Raw genomic sequence first — 16,627 nt, forward strand, 5'->3', positions numbered from 1 at the left:
CGCCGGCGGCGTGAGTCTTTTAATGACCTACTACGCGCATGGCTAAAGTGCTTTATCAATGATAAAGCGACAATAATTATCAGTACTGGGATCACGGTAAAAATCATCCAGTCCACTATTTACCCCGGTATGTAAGAAAAAATCAGCTATTATTATCGAACTCTTCAGCAATCCTGCGTAGAGACCGCAGATTATCCACACTGATGGCAGGCCATAAAAACCCCTGTAGCCCTAAAACACCGGTGTTGGTCAGTTTATTGAAATACTCATGTTTCTCAATGCCGCAAACAATAACTCCCTTACAAAGTTGATTGATATTCTTAAGCAGTGAATCGATAACCAGGTCATATCCCTGTTGGGTAACCAATTGCCAATAAAAGCGTTTGTCGATCTTCACAAAATCAAATAAACCATCGTACAACGCGGTCAACGTCGCTTTGCCAGAACCGAAACCATCGAGCCACAGCGAAAAGTAGTCACTTAACGAGCGTATTTTCACATTGTCTTTCCCAGCGGAAAGGTTGGGGAAACTCTCATTGATTTCAAAAGCAATAAACGGCAGCTGCTGCACTCGTTGACGACGTGTTTCGCTGCCAAGCAGCCAATCGACAACCGTTTCTTCGATATTAATGGTCAATGTCACCCCGTTGGCAACAAACCATGACGCGTGCTTTTCAGCCAGCGTGAGTTGATCGGTGAATAACTCAATCCTTTGTTCTGGGGTTAATAACCGCAGGCCGATCTCCGTAGGCATCGCCAGGTTGTCGCCCGAGCCAGTAAAACGGGTGAGAAGTTCCACCGCCAGTAATCTTCCCGTCATGGCGTAAATCGGCAGGAAGACGTACTGACTAATAAAATCAACGTCAGATTGAATATTCATTTTAATGCCAGAGGCTTAATGGCGTGCAAACCATCGTATAACAATAAGTTATACCGATCAATCCCTGGGAGATAGTTCAGAAATAGTAATGTGATTAGCCCGTCGTTGCCAAGCAATTGATAGTTTTAGCGATGTTTTTTGTACAGGCAGTCAGGTGCGTTAATTTAATTTGCGGCATGTATCATTACAAATTAAAAGCTTTACGCAATAGGTGAATTATTTTTTATGTTCAACGATCAGATGATGCGGCGACCACCTGATTTTATTAATAAAATTCCTAATTTATTTACCACACAGCACTACTTAATGGTTTCCAACAGCCAACGCCGCAACTCACTAAGCTCGCTCTCCTGCTGCGGATATTGCGCTACCAGCTGTGCACAACAGTCTGCCAACGCCTCGCTGCGATAGGCACAGCCCACCAGCTTTTCGGCCAAAGTCTGTAATGGCGCAGGGTTAAGGCTGTCGGTGAAGATCTGCGCGCGTACAATCGCGCCCTTCTCCACGTCAAAGAAGATATCCACCCCACCCCAGGTAAAGCGCTCATTCAGCAAGTGGCTAAACGCTGGCGCTTTGCCAAAATTCCATTCCCAACTGCTCTGCTTGGCAAATTGCTGGGCAAAATCGGGCAGGTCTGGGAAGACATCCGGGGAGATCACTTCCGGCTGTGCCGTTTCACCATAATGAGCGAAGAAAGCCTGAATGACGGCGTCACAAACCTGCTGATGGTCGATTTCTGGCACAAACTCGGCCAAGTTGGCGACCCTGGAACGCACGGAGGTAATGCCTTTCGCCTGCAATTTTTTCGGATCGGGATTGAGATAATCCGCCAGGCGATTGAGATCGGCATTCAACAGCAGCGTACCGTGATGAAAACCACGATCCTGAGTTTCGCGGTAGGCTGAGCCGGAGATCTTGCGCACTCCGTCGGCCGTTTCGACCACCAAATCGTTACGCCCGGAAGCCGAAGCATCAACACCCAACTGTTTCAGCGCCGCCAGAATAATGCCGGTAGAAACGGTTTTATCGTAGCCGGGCTTACCGGCCATAAAGGTAAAGCAGGTATTGCCCAAGTCGTGAAACACCGCCCCGCCGCCGCTGCTGCGCCGTGCCAGACGAATGCCATCCTGCTCCATCCTCCGGGTATTGCACTCTTTCCACGGGTTCTGCGACTGGCCGATCACCACGGTTTCGGCATTACGCCACAGGAAGAGGATTTTTTGCGTGGTCATTTCGCGGAAGATGCACTCTTCTACCGCCAGATTAAACCAGGGATCGTAGGAATCGGAAATCAATAAACGTAAGGAATTCATGGCAGTCACCTCATCATGCAGTGCTGCCATAATACACCAGATAGGGGGTTTGGGGCGTTAAATCCGGCGCGCCTGCCAGTACACCTTGCGCCAATAGACGTTGTTGAGTGAGGAACGCGTCACGCCTTTACTGGTAGAGGCATGAATAAACTCGTCGTTGGTATCGTAGATCCCCACATGCAGGCCATTCTCTCCGCTGCCGGTTTTAAAGAACACCAGATCGCCCGGCATCAGCTCGTCGCGCGAGACTTTGGTCCCCAGCCCGGTTTGCTGCGCCGTGGATCGCGGTAATTGCATATCAAAACGATCGCTGAAGGTGCGATAGACAAAGCCGGAACAGTCAACACCGCCGCGATCTAACCCACCATAGCGATACGGGGTACCATACCATTGACGCAGTTGCTCGTTCAATTGCGCTACCACCACGATGGAATCGGACAAACGGCCACTCGGCGGCGGCGCATGGCTGCTGCAACCGGCGAGAATTAAACTGGCTAATAGAAACCACACACGCATCGCATTTTACCTTTCACTTGAACACCGAAGCGGATCAACCGCCTGCGATATTTCACCACGCCACCCCAGGTAAGGAGAATGCTGTTTGGCATTAATTTATCGCTCAAGTTAATAAAAAGGCAAGTTTTGTCCATGAGATATTCGAGTCGACAACGATTTTTTCCGCTATTAACGGTTTTTTGCCGCCCGATGGCTGTTAATCAACCACACACCGAACAGAATAAACAGCGTCCCCAGCGTTTTGAGCAAGGTGGCAGATTCATTAAACCAGGGCAGGATCACCGCCGCCAGGTAAACCAGCGCATAACTGACGCTCAGTAGCGGATAAGCCCGGTTCAGCGGCAGATAATGTAGCGCGAAGAACCAGCATAGCATTGATAATGCATAGCCGAAAATGCCAACGGCCACCGCTATCAAGGCCATTCCGTACTGGTTGAGTAACGGCCAGGTAACATCGGCAAAGGACAACAGCGGGATTTGTCCCATGCCCCATTTCATCAGCAACTGGGCCAACGTCACTAACAGAACGCTGCCCGCCCCCCAAAGATAACCTTTCATGATTGCAGACTCATCAGCAGGATCCCCAGCATGATCGACGCCACGCCGCACCAGTGACGCACCGTAGTCGGCTCGTTGAACAACCAGCGTGCCGCCAGCGTCACCAGGACAAAATTGAGGCTCAGCATCGGATAGGCTAGGCTAAGCGGCAGGCGCTGCAACACATTTAGCCACACCAGCATGCCCAGCCCCATTAGCAGCACCGCCAGCGCCAACCAGCGCAGCGTTAAAGCCCGCCGCCGATCGCCAGCCTGTTGCCAGGTAAGGGCAGCCTGTTTCTGACACAGTTGCCCCGCACAGGTGAACAGGCTAACCAGGATCACCAAAAAATACGCCATCATGGTTGCTGCTTATACCATACCAATGCCATGCGATGCATCTCGACCACGCTGTCTGGCGGTGGCAAATCTGTCGGCACGTGCTCACCACGGGAGAGTTGCATTACCAGTGACACATCCCCCTGTTTACGAGCCTGAGCCAACCAGCCAGCAAAATCCTCTTCGCCGATATAGTGACCGCGCGCATCAGGATACGCCAAGCCATAAGTGAGCTCGCCTTTTTCACCGTACATCAGCACATCGCTGCGTTTCAGTTCCCAGGCCAGGCCAGCGGCGATACCCACGCGATCGGCCAATACAAACTGGCTCTGGCTGAGCGTGGCGATATTGTCACGAATGAAGTTTTGCGGCTGCTTGGAGTCGATCACCTGCTGTGGGATAGCGTAGCCGATCAACAGACAAAGCAGCAGCGGGCAGGCGGCCGCCCAGGTCCAGCGTTTCGCGTTATCACGAGAGGAAATCACGGCAAACAGCAGCCAACCACCAAAGGCAATCAGACCGAGCACGATTTTCGGCCACTCATCGGCAGTAAACAGATGTACTTTATGTAACACACCGGAGCCGATGAGCAACAACGCGATAATGCCAATCAGACCAAACAGGCCATTCAGTAGAGCATTCACCTTGAAGACCTGAGTACGTAACTGCCCTGCGCAATCCTCGGCGTAAGCCGCCATCAGCAGTGCCAACGGCGCCATGCAAGGCAGAATATAGGTAGGCAGCTTGCCTTTGGCGATGCTGAAGAAGATCAGCGGCATCACCACCCAGCTCAACAGGAAAAACAGCTCTGGGCGCTGCACTCGCTCACGCCATCCCTTAAGCAGGGAACCAGGCAATAACCCCAACCACGGCAGTACCGCAGCGATCAGGATCGGGATGTAATACCAGAAGGGTGCCTTATGCTGGGCATTGTCTTCGGCAAAGCGCTGAATATGCTCCACCCAGAAGAAGTAGTTCCAATAGTCCGGCTCGCGTTGGGCCACCGCCAGCGCCCACGGCAGGCTGAGCAGTACCGCCACCACGATCGCCACTGGCCCATAGCAGAACAGATCTTTGACTTTACGCTGCTGAATAACAATGGGGATAACGGCAATCACCGGCACCGCCAGCGCCAGAAAGCCTTTGGTCATAAACCCCATGCCACAGGCCAGCCCGAGCAACACATAGCCCCCCAGCTTACCTCTGGCGGTGGTGGCTTTCAGCGTCAGATAATAGCTGACCATGGCTGCCGTCAACCACAGCGAAATCATCGGATCGAGGACGCTGTAAGTACCGATACTGAATACCAGCACCATCGACAGGAAGATCAGCACTGCCAGGCTGGCACGACGCGCATTTTTCCACATCAGCCAGGCCAGGGCAAAGACCAGCAAGGCGGTCATACCGGTGCTGAATATCGAACCAAAGCGCACGGCAAAGTTGCTATCGCCGAACAACCACTGGCTAATGTTGTTAAACCAGTAACCGGCGACCGGCTTTTCAAAATAGCGCAGGCCGAGCAGGTTAGGCACAACCCAATCTCCGCGCGCCAGCATTTCACGGCTGATTTCGGCGTAGCGGGTTTCATCCGGCTGCCACAGCAACCGCCCATTCACCGGCAGCAGATACACCAGGGCAAAAAAAATGGCCAATACGATGGCCCAGGATCCTTTCAACGCTTTCATGAAACCTTTTCTCCCCCAACTTCGGTTTGATAACCCAACCAGCCTTCTCGGCCAGGAAATGGTGCGCGAGTAATGCGGCCTAGCGGCAGTGATGACACGTCTTGGGGCAGTAACGCGCTCAGCGGGCAGAACTCGATACCTTGCTGTTTTGCACGCTGTAACAACTGTTCGAACATGGCCGACTGCGACATACCTTCCACCTCGGTATGTATGGTGTACACTGGCACCCCACCATCGTTTTCTATCGCTCGCAGAATATAATCATTGAAATCCGCCATGCTGGTTTCACGGCCAATCACCTCATCAAAGGTGGGGAGCGTCACGGGGATTTGCACCGTGCCCGGCTGGCCGTTCTCTAATAGCGGACGGAACGGGTGGGTGCCACGGCAATCGCTGTTATACTCGAAACCAAAATCTTGCTTAACCTCCACGACGCGCTGATCGGCACGCCACCCCGCCACCGCCGAAAATCGGACCGGTTGGCCGATCGCATTGGCCAGTGCATCAACACCCAACTGAACCTGACGCGTCAACTCGGGTTTGGACCATTGCCCCACCTTGGCCTGCCACCCTTGATGATCCCAGGCATGCAACCCTACTTCGTGGCCCATCTCCAACGTGCGCTTCATCAACGGCCCCAAAGGTCGGGAAATATTCCGCCCAGGCCACGCAGTTCCCGCCAGCAGGATATCCCAGCCATACAGGGAAGCGGCCTTGGAACGTAGCATTTTCAACAGGAATTGGGGACGAAGCAGGCGCCACAAGTGGCGCCCCATGTTGTCCGGCCCGACGCTGAAGAAGAAGCTGGCCTGAATATCGTATTTGGCAAACAGTTCCAGCAGGCGCGGCACCCCTTCACGGGTACCGCTAAAGGTGTCTACATCAACTCGCAGGCCGACCTTCTTCATGCACCATCACCTTCCTTTACCGTAGTACGCAGGAAGTAGTCCAGCGTCTCGGCAACGGTTTGCTGCATGGCGATCGTCGGCTGCCAGCCGAGCAGGCGGCGCGCGTTCTTGATGCTTGGTGTACGGTGCTCAACGTCCTGATATCCTTTGCCGTAGTAGCTACTGCTTTCCACGTCCTTGAAACCGGCAAACGGCGGGAAATTGCCGCGCAGCGGATGCTCATTGAAGCTAGCCAGCAGCATTTCCGCCAGCTCACGAATACTGGCTTCGTTGGTCGGGTTGCCGATGTTGACGATCTGACCATCACATTGACCGTCGCGGTTTTCAATAATGCGGTACAGCGCTTCAATACCGTCGTTGATATCGGTAAAGCAACGTTTCTGCGCCCCACCGTCCACCAGTTTGATCGGTGAGCCTTCAACCAGGTTCAGGATCAACTGGGTGATCGCACGCGATGAGCCGATGCGCGCCGCATCCAGGTTGTCCAGGCGTGGCCCCATCCAGTTAAACGGACGGAACAGCGTGAACTTCAGGCCTTCTTTAGCCCCATAAGCCCAGATAACCCGGTCCAACAGCTGTTTGGAGACCGAATAGATCCAGCGCTGTTTGTTGATTGGCCCGACGATCAGACGCGAAGTGTCCTCATCAAACTCTTTATCGTCACACATGCCGTAAACTTCGGAGGTGGACGGGAAGATGATGCGTTTGTTGTATTTCACGCAGTCGCGAACGATTTTCAGGTTTTCTTCGAAATCCAGCTCGAACACGCGCAGCGGATTGCGGGTGTATTCGATCGGTGTGGCGATCGCCACCAGCGGCAATACCACGTCGCACTTCTTGATGTGATATTCGATCCACTCCGAATGAATGCTGATATCCCCTTCCACAAAGTGGAAGCGCGGGTTATCCAGGAAACGGCTGATGGCATCAGAGCCGATATCCAGGCCATAGATATCGTAACGATCTTCGCGCAGCAGGCGTTCGGTGAGATGGTTGCCGATAAAGCCGTTAACTCCCAGGATCAGCACGCGGGTCCGGCGCTTCATCACCGAGCTTGGCTTGGCAGCCAGACGTACGTCGCTCACCATGCCCATTTCCGCTGCCAGGCGGTTGCCTTGCACATACAAACCAGACTCGCTCTGGCCAGCCACGATTTCCAGCGCCCCTTCACCACAGGCAATCACCAGTGGGGTGGTGCTCAGCACCGTACCAGGCTGCTTATCATGCGCAGTATCCAGCACGCGTGCGCGCCAAACGGTCACCTTGCGCTGGCCCAGATAGCTGAAGGCGCCCGGATAAGGTTCAGTGACAGCGCGCACCAGGTTGTTGATTTCACGGGCAGATTTGTGCCACTGGATTTCACCGTCGGTAGCGGTACGGCGGCCAAAATAGCTGGCATCCGCTTCGTTTTGTACCGTCAGGCTGGCCGTACCGTTTTTCAGTTTCGGCAGTTGTTCTTTCAAGACGATCTGCGCCGCTTCCAACACTTTTTTGTGCAGCGTCAGCGCGGTGTCCTGCTCGGAAATCGCCACTTTATGCTGACCAACGATATCGCCGGCATCCGGGCGTTTGACCATCTTGTGCAGCGTGGCACCGGTTTCGGTTTCGCCATTCACCAGCGCCCAGTTGATCGGCGCGCGGCCACGGTAGCTTGGCAACAGTGAACCATGCAGGTTAAAACCACCTTTTGGAGCCAGAGAAAGGATCTCATCGCTCAACATATTGCGGTAGTAGAAAGAGAAAATGATATCCGGCTGCAGCTCACGGATACGTTCCACCCACAGCGGATGATTGACATCTTCCGGTGCATACACCGGCAGCTCCAGTTCAGCCCCTTGGCGAGCAACGGAAGAGAAGAAGTTGTTTTCACCTGGATCATCGGTATGGGTAAATACGGCCTGTACGTCATAGCCCGCTTCTGTCAGCGCTTTCAAGCCTGCGCAGCCGATGTCATGGTAAGCAAATACAATAGCTTTCATCATTCTTCTTCCTGATTATTTTGGGTTGGTTTTGCACCGACCACTTTCTGGACAAAATAGCGGGGACGAGCACGGACGTCGTTATAAATCCGGCCGATGTACTCCCCTAACAATCCCATACCGACAAACTGTGCACCGATAAAGGTGAATAACACCGCAAACAGCGTGAACACTCCGCCTGCCGCCCATTCCGGCCCCAGGACCAAACGCAGCACGATCAACAACACCGCCAGCACGAAGCCTGACAGCGCAATCACGCTGCCTACCACGCTGAGCAGACGCAGCGGCGTAGTGGTCAGGCAGGTGATCAGGTCATACATCAGGTTGATCAGCTTCATCAGGCTATATTTGGAGTCACCGAACTCGCGTTCAGCGTGACGCACCTCGATCTCCGTGGTACGGCGAGCAAAGGTATTGGCCAGGATCGGAATAAAGGTACTGCGCTCATGGCAGTGCAGCATCGCCTCAATGATATGGCGGCGATAGGCACGCAACATGCATCCATAGTCGCCCATGGATTTACCGGTCGCGCGCTGGATCATCATATTGATCATGCGGGAGGCCGTCTTGCGGAACCAGGAGTCCTGACGGTTGGCACGCACGGTACCTACCACGTCATAACCCTCTTCCGCGACGCTGACCAGACGGGGGATTTCCTCCGGCGGGTTTTGCAGATCGGCATCCAGGGTGATCACCAGATCGCCGCTGACCTGATTGAAACCCGCCATGATGGCGGAATGCTGGCCGTAGTTACGGTTCAGCAGCACGGCAATAATGCAACTCCCCGGTTGTTCCGCCGCAGCGGTCAGCATGGCGGCAGAGTTGTCGCTGCTGCCATCGTCAATCAGAATAATTTCATAAGGTTGCAATAGTTGTTTACAGGCGGCGGTGGTGCGCTCCAACAAGGCAGGTAAACTCTCCTGCTCGTTGAACACCGGGATCACCACCGAAACTTTGCTAATAGGTTCAGCGCGAGACACGGGAAGACTCCAATACGGAAGACAAGGCATTGACCACGCGATCGACATCGGCTTCGGTCATATCCGGGAACAGCGGTAAAGTACACAGGCGTGCCGAATTCCATTCGGTATTAGGCAGTGACAGCTGTGGGTAACGTTCGCGGTAGAATTTTTGTGTATGGGCGGCGCGGAAATGCAGACCGGTACCAACCCCAACTTCTTTCAGCCGTTCCATCAGTTGATCGCGCCCAATGCCGCAACGTTGTTCATCAACACGCACCATAAACAGGTGCCAGGCGTGATCGTGCGGATAATCTGGCAACCCCAACGGCTGGAAAGGCGAGTCTTGCAGCGCGGCCAGGTAACGTTCCGCCAGCACCTTGCGCCGGGCGTTCAGCTCTGGCAAGCGCGCCAGCTGCACCACAGCGATCGCCGCATGAATATCTGACAGGTTGTATTTATAGCCAGGTTCAACCACTTCTGCCTGCGGCTTACGCCCCTGCAGTTGGCGGTCAAAAGCGTCAACGCCCAGGCCGTGGAACTTCAGGCAGCGGACGCGATCGGCCAGTTGGTCATCATCGGTCGCGATCAGGCCACCTTCCGCACAGGTCAGGTTCTTGATGGCATGGAAAGAGAAAATCGCGGTACCCCGCGAGCCAACCCATTCACCATTGAAACGGGTGCCCACGGCGTGAGCTGCATCTTCAATCAGGGGAAGATTGTGGCGTTGAGCCACTGCACGCAGTTCATCCATCGGTAATGGTGCGCCCGCATAGTGAACGGGAATAATCGCTTTGGTACGTGGGGTGATGGCCGCCTCAACATCGGCTGCGCTGACCATTAGCGTGTCACGGTCAACATCGATCATCACCGGCGTAGCGCCAAGCAATTCGATCATATTAAGGGTGGAAACCCAGGTTTGAGAGGGGGTAATGACTTCATCCCCTGGCCCGATATCCAGAGCCATAAGGGTAATGTGCATCCCCGCCGTTGCAGAGCAGACGGCAACCGCATGCTTGCAGCCGAAGGTTCGGCAAAACTCACTTTCCAACTGCTGATTTTGCGGTCCGGTGGTGATCCAGCCGGAACGCAATACCTTTTCTACCGCTGCAATCTCTTCATCCCCAATTGCCGGGCGTGAAAAAGGCAGGAATTGATCCATAATTAAACCCCAAACGTCTCGATTTTCTTTAAGCCACTGTAAGACTTTTACATTTAACGAATAGTAAACGTCGCAAAGAATGATCACTGGTGGAATAACTGCCAATCTACGTGGGCAAGCTTAACTAAACCTTAAGGAAGAAATTATTATCAGGACACACTCTGTAAAACCTCCTCATCAAGGAAAAAATAATTAGACGCATAATCATTAAGTTATGCTGTTATAATTTTTTACTTAATTTCTTTCAACCCGATTAGCCTAGCAGGTAATCGTGGATTTACCATGTTATTTTGTGAGTTTAGCCGCAGGATTTGTACCCTTATTGGGTAATTATATCGAGCACGTTTACTTTTCGTTTAATCTCCGTTTTATCGGTTAAAAAACGTCTAAACATCGCTAGGCCGTTTTAGTAATAATCCAGCGCTGTTCTCCCACCGCCTGCAGATGAAAATCCACGTCATATACCTTGGATAATAACCCCGGCTCCATTACCTCGTGGGTGCCCCCCTCGGCCACCAACCGTCCTGATTGCAGCAACCAGACCCGATCGGCCTGTTGCAAGGTATGATTGAGATCATGAGCACAGACCAGGGCGCTGCGGCCACTTTGGCAAAATTCGCGCAGCAGGCGATCGAGCGCCACCTTTTGCGCCACATCCAGACTGTTGGTCGGTTCATCGAGCAGCAGTAATTGGCTAAGCGGGTTGACCGTCGGCCAAACCTGTAACAACACTGCGGCCAGCCGCACCCGTTGCCATTCCCCCCCAGAGAGTTGAGTCAACATGCGGGATAATTTATCCGCCAGTTTTAGGCTACGTGCCAAATACAGGATGGCTTTTTCCAGCTCGCTTTCTTCCGCCCCGGCGGGCTGATGTAAGGCGAGATATTGAAATACCGGCATTAGCGCAACCGGAGGCTGCTGCTGACACAGATAAGCCCGGTGCCTTGCCAGTTCATTCCCCGTATACGCTTCCAGTAAACGCCCAGACAGCCGAACTTCGCCAAGCCCTGGCAACATTCCCGCCAATCTGGCCAACAACGTGCTCTTACCTGCGCCGTTAGGGCCGATCAGGTGCACCTGCAACCCAGCGGCGATCTGCCCAGAAAACGGCACCAATCGCCCTTCTACCCCTACCTCACTGAGTTGCAGCATGGTTCTGTTTGCTCCTTTACTTGGCCAAAGCCTGTTTGATGGCCTCGGACACCTGTGGCTCTTCCGGCGTCATATCCGGCGAGAAGCGTTGGATCACCTGACCATCACGGCCAATCAAGAATTTCTCAAAGTTCCACAGGATATCGCCGGTGTGCTTCGGCGCACAACCTTTGCTGCTCATCCGCTCCAGGAAACCACTGCCTTCTGGTACGACGGCCTCTGGCTGTGCGGCAATCAGTTCCCGATACAGCGGATGACGGCCCTCACCATTGACTTCGATTTTGGCAAACATTGGGAACTGGACGCCAAAGGTGCCACGGCAAAACGCCAGGATCTCTTCATTGCTGCCCGGCTCCTGGCCAAGAAACTCATTGGAGGGGAAGCCCAACACCGCAAAACCCTGCTCACGCCAGGTTTCATAAAGCTTTTCCAGACCTTCGTATTGCTTGGTCAGGCCGCATTCCGACGCTACGTTGACCACCAGCAGCACCTTGCCGGCATAAGCGTTCAGCGTGGTAGATTGGTTCTCAATGGTTTGCAGGGGAATGGCATAAATGGGGTTGCTCATCAGATGTTTTCCTTTGGTTTTATTTGCAGGTGAGACAGAAAAACGCCGCCGGGCATTACCGGCAGCCGGTTTACCTTACGCTTTTTGTCCGCGCCAGTAACCAGATAAAAAGAGGGGCCCCCAGCGTAGCAGTGACCACACCGATGGGTAACTCCGCCGAAAACAGCGCAATCCGCGCCACCACGTCCGCCACTAACAATACGCCCGCGCCTGCCAAGGCGCAGCCAGGCAGCAGGTAACGTTGGTTGGTCAAACCGCTGAGGCGCAAAATATGCGGGATCACCAGGCCGATAAAGCCTATCACGCCCGCCAGGGCCACGCTGGTGCCCACCAGCCAGCCGATGGCCAGCACCAGCAGATTACGCCATACGTGCAGGGAAAGACCCAACTGCCGGGCCTGCATTTCGCCAAGGGCCATCAAGTTCAGCACCTTACCTTGCGCGCATAGCCACAGCAGCGCCGGCAACAGGGCTAACAGTAGCCATTTCTGCCGCCAATCCACCCCGCCGAAACCGCCCATCATCCAGTACATTAGCTGCCGCAGGTCGAGGCTCGAACTGAAATAGACGGCCCAGGTCATAATCGCGCTGCACACAATCCCCAGCGCTACCCCCACCAGCAGCAAACGTGCGTTGCTCAACCGACGACGGCGGGCAAAAATCAGCAACAGGAAGGTCATCACCAGGGCGCCAGCGATGGCGTTCATGCTCATCAGTGCTACCGGCAGCAGGCCGTTACCAAACAGCACCGTCAGCACCAGCGCCAATCCGGCACCGTTGGATACGCCAAGCAGTCCAGGCTCCGCCAGCGGGTTCTCAAACAGAGCCTGCATCGCCGCCCCGGCCACCGCCAGGCTTGCCCCCACCAGCATCACCGCCAGCGCTCGTGGCAGGCGCAATTGCCAGACAAACAGCTGTGCAGGCTCACTCAACCACTGCGCAGGCCAGAGCCACAGGTCCCCGGCGCTCAGGCTGAAGGCAAATGCCAACACGACGCCCAGCGTCAGCCAGGTCAAATAGCGTTTATCGCGGCGGTGTTGATGCTGTTGTAACAAAGTGAAGGTCTGACTGCTCGGCATAACTACACAACTTCCCTACTGGCCGATAGCGGCCTGAAAATAACGTCTTGCAGCAAATAGTAGGAGGTTCGGGCGCTTAGGGGAAGGACTGAGTGAGCGAATGGCGGGGAAAACAGCGGCTGGCACTGCCGGTCATCAAGGCGATGATGGCAATACCAACCTCCGTGAGATTAATTAACGCTGTGAGTTGTTGCCCTTGGCTGGATAAGGTTTGCCCTGCCCATTGCCGTTATCGCTGTTGCCCCGCTGATGATCGTTGCCACGATCGTGCTCGTTTTCACGGCCGCCATTGTCCTGCTGTTTTTTTTGCGAATTGCCATTGTCATGACGTTCACCACGGAAAGGATTACCGCCACGCTGTTCATTACCGCGTTCAGGAGCAGGTTGCCAGCGGCCACCGTCCCAATACAGGCCGCGGTCATTACGCTCCCCTATGCCACGCCCCTGATGCTCATGCCACCACTGCGGTGGACGCCAGTCGTAGCCATCCCAGTAGTAACCCCGCTTATCCTGATCGCCAAGATGCAGCGAAACACCCGGTACGTTGATATCAATAGAGACGTCTGCCTGAGCCGCCATCGGCAGCAGCAGCGGTAAACACACCAGCAACAGGATCTTTTTCATTAAGCAATTTCCCTTTATTTAAAGCTGGCTCGGTTATATCAAGGCCATCCTGGCACGCCTATTGGTGCAAAGCCGATTTTCAGATCGCTTTCACTTTCCTTACGCAATACCTACACGGCTTTTGTGGTGAAGCGACGTGCGGCTGAACGGGCGCAGCATGCAGCGCCCCTACAAGTTTGATCCAGCAGCACCAAAGAAAAAGGCCGCTTGCGCGGCCTTTTTGGCGTTGTGTAACCTACTCTTTCGGGCTGGCGTTCTCCACCCGGCTTTTCAGTTTCTGTCCCGGACGGAAAGTGACCACGCGGCGCGCCGTAATCGGAATGTCCTCACCGGTTTTCGGGTTGCGTCCCGGACGTTGGTTCTTGTCTCGCAAATCAAAATTGCCAAAACCAGACAGCTTGACCTGTTCTCCATTCTCCAGAGCTCGACGGACCTCTTCAAAGAACAGTTCTACCAGGTCTTTGGCATCCCGTTTGCTAAGCCCTAGCTTCTCAAACAGGTGTTCTGACATTTCAGCTTTAGTAAGCGCCATAGGTTCAATCCCTCAAGGATGCTTGGAATCGCTGTTTTAGAGCCTCTACACATTTTGCAACGGTAGCGGCAATCTCCTCTTCTTCCAGTGTACGGGCGGTATCCTGCAACACCAGACTGATAGCCAGGCTCTTATAACCCTCAGCTACGCCCTTGCCACGGTACACATCAAACAAGTTTACGCCAACTACCTGATTTGCGCCAACTTTCTTACACTCTGCCAAAATATCTTCTGCGGCGACGTTTTCAGCCACTACAACGGCGATATCGCGGCGGTTTGCAGGGAAGCGAGAAACCTCACGGGCCTGAGGCACGGCGCGGCTTGCGAGCTTGTTCCACTCCAATTCGAATACCACAGTACGGCCGTTAAGATCCAGTTTACGTTCAAGTTCTGGGTGAACCACACCGATGAAACCGACACGTTCGCCGTGTAAATAAATGGCCGCACTTTGCCCAGGATGCAGGGCGGGGTTGGACTCTGCCTTGAACTGAATTTCGGATAATTTACCGGTCAGCTCCAATACCGATTCCAGATCCCCTTTCAAATCATAGAAGTCCACTGGCTTTCTTGCCAGATCCCAATGCTCATCATGGGTATGCCCGGCAATCACGCCAGCCAGCATGACATCCTGGCGGATACCCAGATTTGCCGCAGTATCAGGGACAAAGCGCAGCCCGCTCTCAAACAGGCGCACCCGAGTTTGCTGGCGATTCTGGTTGTATACCACCGCCGAGAGCAGGCCGGTCCACAGTGACAGACGCATCGCGGACATCTCTACCGAGATAGGGCTTGGCAGGATCAGGGCTTCTTCACCTGGGTGCAGCAACGCCTGCACTTTCGGGTCAACAAAACTGTAAGTAATTGCTTCCTGATAGCCATGATCGACCAACATGGTCTTCACGCGCTTCAGGGTCAGATCGGATTCGCGGTGTTTGGTCATCACCAGATCGGCGCGCACTGGCACATCCGGGATGTTGTTGTAGCCATAGACACGGGCCACTTCTTCCACCAAATCTTCTTCGATCTCCATATCGAAACGCCAGCTTGGCGCCACCGCCAGCCAGTTGTCGCCCTGCTCGGTAACCTGGCAACCCAGGCGGCGCAGAATATCGCTCACCTGCTCGCTTGGCACCACGTGGCCAATCAGACGGTCCAGTTTTTCACGGCGCAGCGCAATGGTGGCTCGCTTCGGTAAGGTGCTCTCATCGCTAACGTCAATGATTGGGCCAGCCTGACCACCGCAGATGTCAATCAGCAGGCGTGTGGCACGCTCCATCGCCTTATGTTGCAGTGCCGGGTCTACGCCACGCTCGTAACGATGTGAAGCATCGGTATGCAGGCCATGACGGCGAGCACGGCCAGTAATCGACAGCGGGCTGAAGAAAGCACACTCCAGCAGCACATCCTGGGTTTCGTCATTCACGCCAGAGTGCTCACCACCAAAGATGCCGCCCATGGCCAGCGCTTTTTGCTGATCGGCAATCACCAGGGTGTCTGCCTGCAGTTTAGCTTCGTTACCATCCAGCAGGCGCAGGGTTTCACCTTCGTGAGCCATACGCACCACGATACCGCCCTCAATACGATTGAGGTCAAAGGCGTGCATTGGCTGGCCTAGCTCCATCAGCACGTAGTTAGTCACATCAACCACGGCATCAATCGAGCGAATACCGGCGCGGCGCAGTTTCTCACGCATCCACAGCGGTGAAGGTGCCTTCACGTTGATGCCTTTCACTACGCGGCCAAGGTAACGTGGGCAGGCCTGAGGGGCTTCTACACGGATTGGCAGGGTGTCGGTGATGGTGGCAGCAACCGGGCTCATATCCGGCTCGGTCAGCGGCAGTTGGTTCAGCACGGCAACGTCGCGCGCGACGCCAATGATGCCCAGGCAATCGGCACGGTTCGGCGTGACGCTGATTTCGATCGCGCTATCGTTCAATTGCAGATAGTCACGGATATCGGTGCCGATCGGCGCATCTTGCGGCAACTCAATGATGCCGTCATGATCGTCTGAAATCGCCAGTTCGGAGAACGAACACAGCATGCCTTCAGAAGGCTCGCCACGCAGCTTGGCGGCCTTGATTTTGAAGTCGCCCGGCAGCACGGCACCGACGGTAGCAACGGCTACTTTCAGGCCAGCACGGCAGTTTGGCGCGCCACAAACGATGTCTAACAGGCGTTCACCGCCCACATCGACTTTGGTGACGCGCAGTTTGTCGGCGTTCGGGTGCTGACCGCACTCCACCACGTGGCCCACGACTACGCCGTTGAACACGCCAGCCACCGGCTCAACGCCGTCTACTTCCAGGCCAGCCATGGTGATTTGATCGGATAATGCTTCGCTGCTGATGGCCGGGTTTACCCACTCGCGCAACCAGAGTTCACTGAATTTCATGTGA

Annotated in this window: 16 protein-coding genes; all 16 read right to left on the minus strand. The window is 54.4% G+C overall.

Annotated elements, in window-relative coordinates:
- Positions 1-142 precede the first annotated feature (142 nt).
- The 16 genes from ACMV5I_RS01545 to pheT all read right to left on the minus strand — a co-directional run bounded on the left by ACMV5I_RS01545 (position 143) and on the right by pheT (position 16,623).
- Complete coding sequence (locus ACMV5I_RS01545; protein WP_141132120.1) at positions 143-880, minus strand: EAL domain-containing protein; 738 nt, start codon at positions 878-880, stop codon at positions 143-145.
- Between the two features lie 299 nt (positions 881-1,179).
- Entirely contained in the window at positions 1,180-2,193 is a 1,014-nt protein-coding gene (locus tag ACMV5I_RS01550) for a lipoate--protein ligase A (protein ID WP_121608964.1), read from the minus strand.
- Between the two features lie 57 nt (positions 2,194-2,250).
- A complete protein-coding gene (locus ACMV5I_RS01555) occupies positions 2,251-2,709 on the minus strand; it encodes an NlpC/P60 family protein (RefSeq protein WP_021178133.1) in 459 nt (152 codons plus the stop codon).
- A gap of 168 nt (positions 2,710-2,877) precedes the next feature.
- Positions 2,878-3,267, minus strand: a complete 390-nt coding sequence (gene arnF / locus ACMV5I_RS01560; protein ID WP_024486712.1) for a 4-amino-4-deoxy-L-arabinose-phosphoundecaprenol flippase subunit ArnF — start codon at positions 3,265-3,267, stop codon at positions 2,878-2,880.
- Positions 3,264-3,608, minus strand: a complete 345-nt coding sequence (gene arnE / locus ACMV5I_RS01565; protein ID WP_261457775.1) for a 4-amino-4-deoxy-L-arabinose-phosphoundecaprenol flippase subunit ArnE — start codon at positions 3,606-3,608, stop codon at positions 3,264-3,266. The genes arnF and arnE overlap by 4 nt, the downstream gene beginning before the upstream one ends.
- Entirely contained in the window at positions 3,605-5,269 is a 1,665-nt protein-coding gene (gene arnT, locus ACMV5I_RS01570; protein ID WP_414823499.1) for a lipid IV(A) 4-amino-4-deoxy-L-arabinosyltransferase, read from the minus strand. The genes arnE and arnT overlap by 4 nt, the downstream gene beginning before the upstream one ends.
- Positions 5,266-6,177 carry a 4-deoxy-4-formamido-L-arabinose-phosphoundecaprenol deformylase gene (arnD, locus tag ACMV5I_RS01575; protein WP_414823500.1) on the minus strand — a complete coding sequence of 304 codons (912 nt, stop codon included), beginning with the start codon at positions 6,175-6,177 and terminating at the stop codon, positions 5,266-5,268. The genes arnT and arnD overlap by 4 nt, the downstream gene beginning before the upstream one ends.
- Positions 6,174-8,156: a bifunctional UDP-4-amino-4-deoxy-L-arabinose formyltransferase/UDP-glucuronic acid oxidase ArnA gene (gene arnA / locus ACMV5I_RS01580; protein ID WP_414823705.1), complete on the minus strand. Its 1,983-nt coding sequence runs from the start codon at positions 8,154-8,156 to the stop codon at positions 6,174-6,176. Before arnA ends, arnD begins: the two co-directional genes overlap by 4 nt.
- Positions 8,156-9,136 carry an undecaprenyl-phosphate 4-deoxy-4-formamido-L-arabinose transferase gene (gene arnC, locus ACMV5I_RS01585; RefSeq protein WP_174332860.1) on the minus strand — a complete coding sequence of 327 codons (981 nt, stop codon included), beginning with the start codon at positions 9,134-9,136 and terminating at the stop codon, positions 8,156-8,158. The genes arnA and arnC overlap by 1 nt, the downstream gene beginning before the upstream one ends.
- On the minus strand, positions 9,123-10,277 hold the full coding sequence (gene arnB, locus ACMV5I_RS01590; RefSeq protein ID WP_414823501.1) for a UDP-4-amino-4-deoxy-L-arabinose aminotransferase: 1,155 nt from the start codon (positions 10,275-10,277) through the stop codon (positions 9,123-9,125). Before arnB ends, arnC begins: the two co-directional genes overlap by 14 nt.
- A gap of 396 nt (positions 10,278-10,673) precedes the next feature.
- Positions 10,674-11,429 (minus strand): vitamin B12 ABC transporter ATP-binding protein BtuD, encoded by a 756-nt coding sequence (btuD, locus tag ACMV5I_RS01595; protein ID WP_414823502.1) that lies wholly within the window; start codon positions 11,427-11,429, stop codon positions 10,674-10,676.
- A gap of 16 nt (positions 11,430-11,445) precedes the next feature.
- Entirely contained in the window at positions 11,446-11,997 is a 552-nt protein-coding gene (locus ACMV5I_RS01600) for a glutathione peroxidase (protein ID WP_414823503.1), read from the minus strand.
- Positions 11,998-12,067: 70 nt separating this feature from the next.
- On the minus strand, positions 12,068-13,075 hold the full coding sequence (gene btuC, locus ACMV5I_RS01605) for a vitamin B12 ABC transporter permease BtuC (protein WP_414823504.1): 1,008 nt from the start codon (positions 13,073-13,075) through the stop codon (positions 12,068-12,070).
- A gap of 174 nt (positions 13,076-13,249) precedes the next feature.
- A complete protein-coding gene (locus ACMV5I_RS01610; protein ID WP_414823505.1) occupies positions 13,250-13,699 on the minus strand; it encodes a DUF2502 domain-containing protein in 450 nt (149 codons plus the stop codon).
- A gap of 235 nt (positions 13,700-13,934) precedes the next feature.
- A complete protein-coding gene (gene ihfA, locus ACMV5I_RS01615) occupies positions 13,935-14,231 on the minus strand; it encodes an integration host factor subunit alpha (RefSeq protein ID WP_004943604.1) in 297 nt (98 codons plus the stop codon).
- Between the two features lie 4 nt (positions 14,232-14,235).
- Positions 14,236-16,623, minus strand: a complete 2,388-nt coding sequence (gene pheT, locus ACMV5I_RS01620; protein WP_174332858.1) for a phenylalanine--tRNA ligase subunit beta — start codon at positions 16,621-16,623, stop codon at positions 14,236-14,238.
- Positions 16,624-16,627 lie beyond the last annotated feature (4 nt).

The organism is Serratia sp. T13T92, assembly GCF_047530105.1.
Classification (GTDB): domain Bacteria; phylum Pseudomonadota; class Gammaproteobacteria; order Enterobacterales; family Enterobacteriaceae; genus Chania; species Chania fonticola.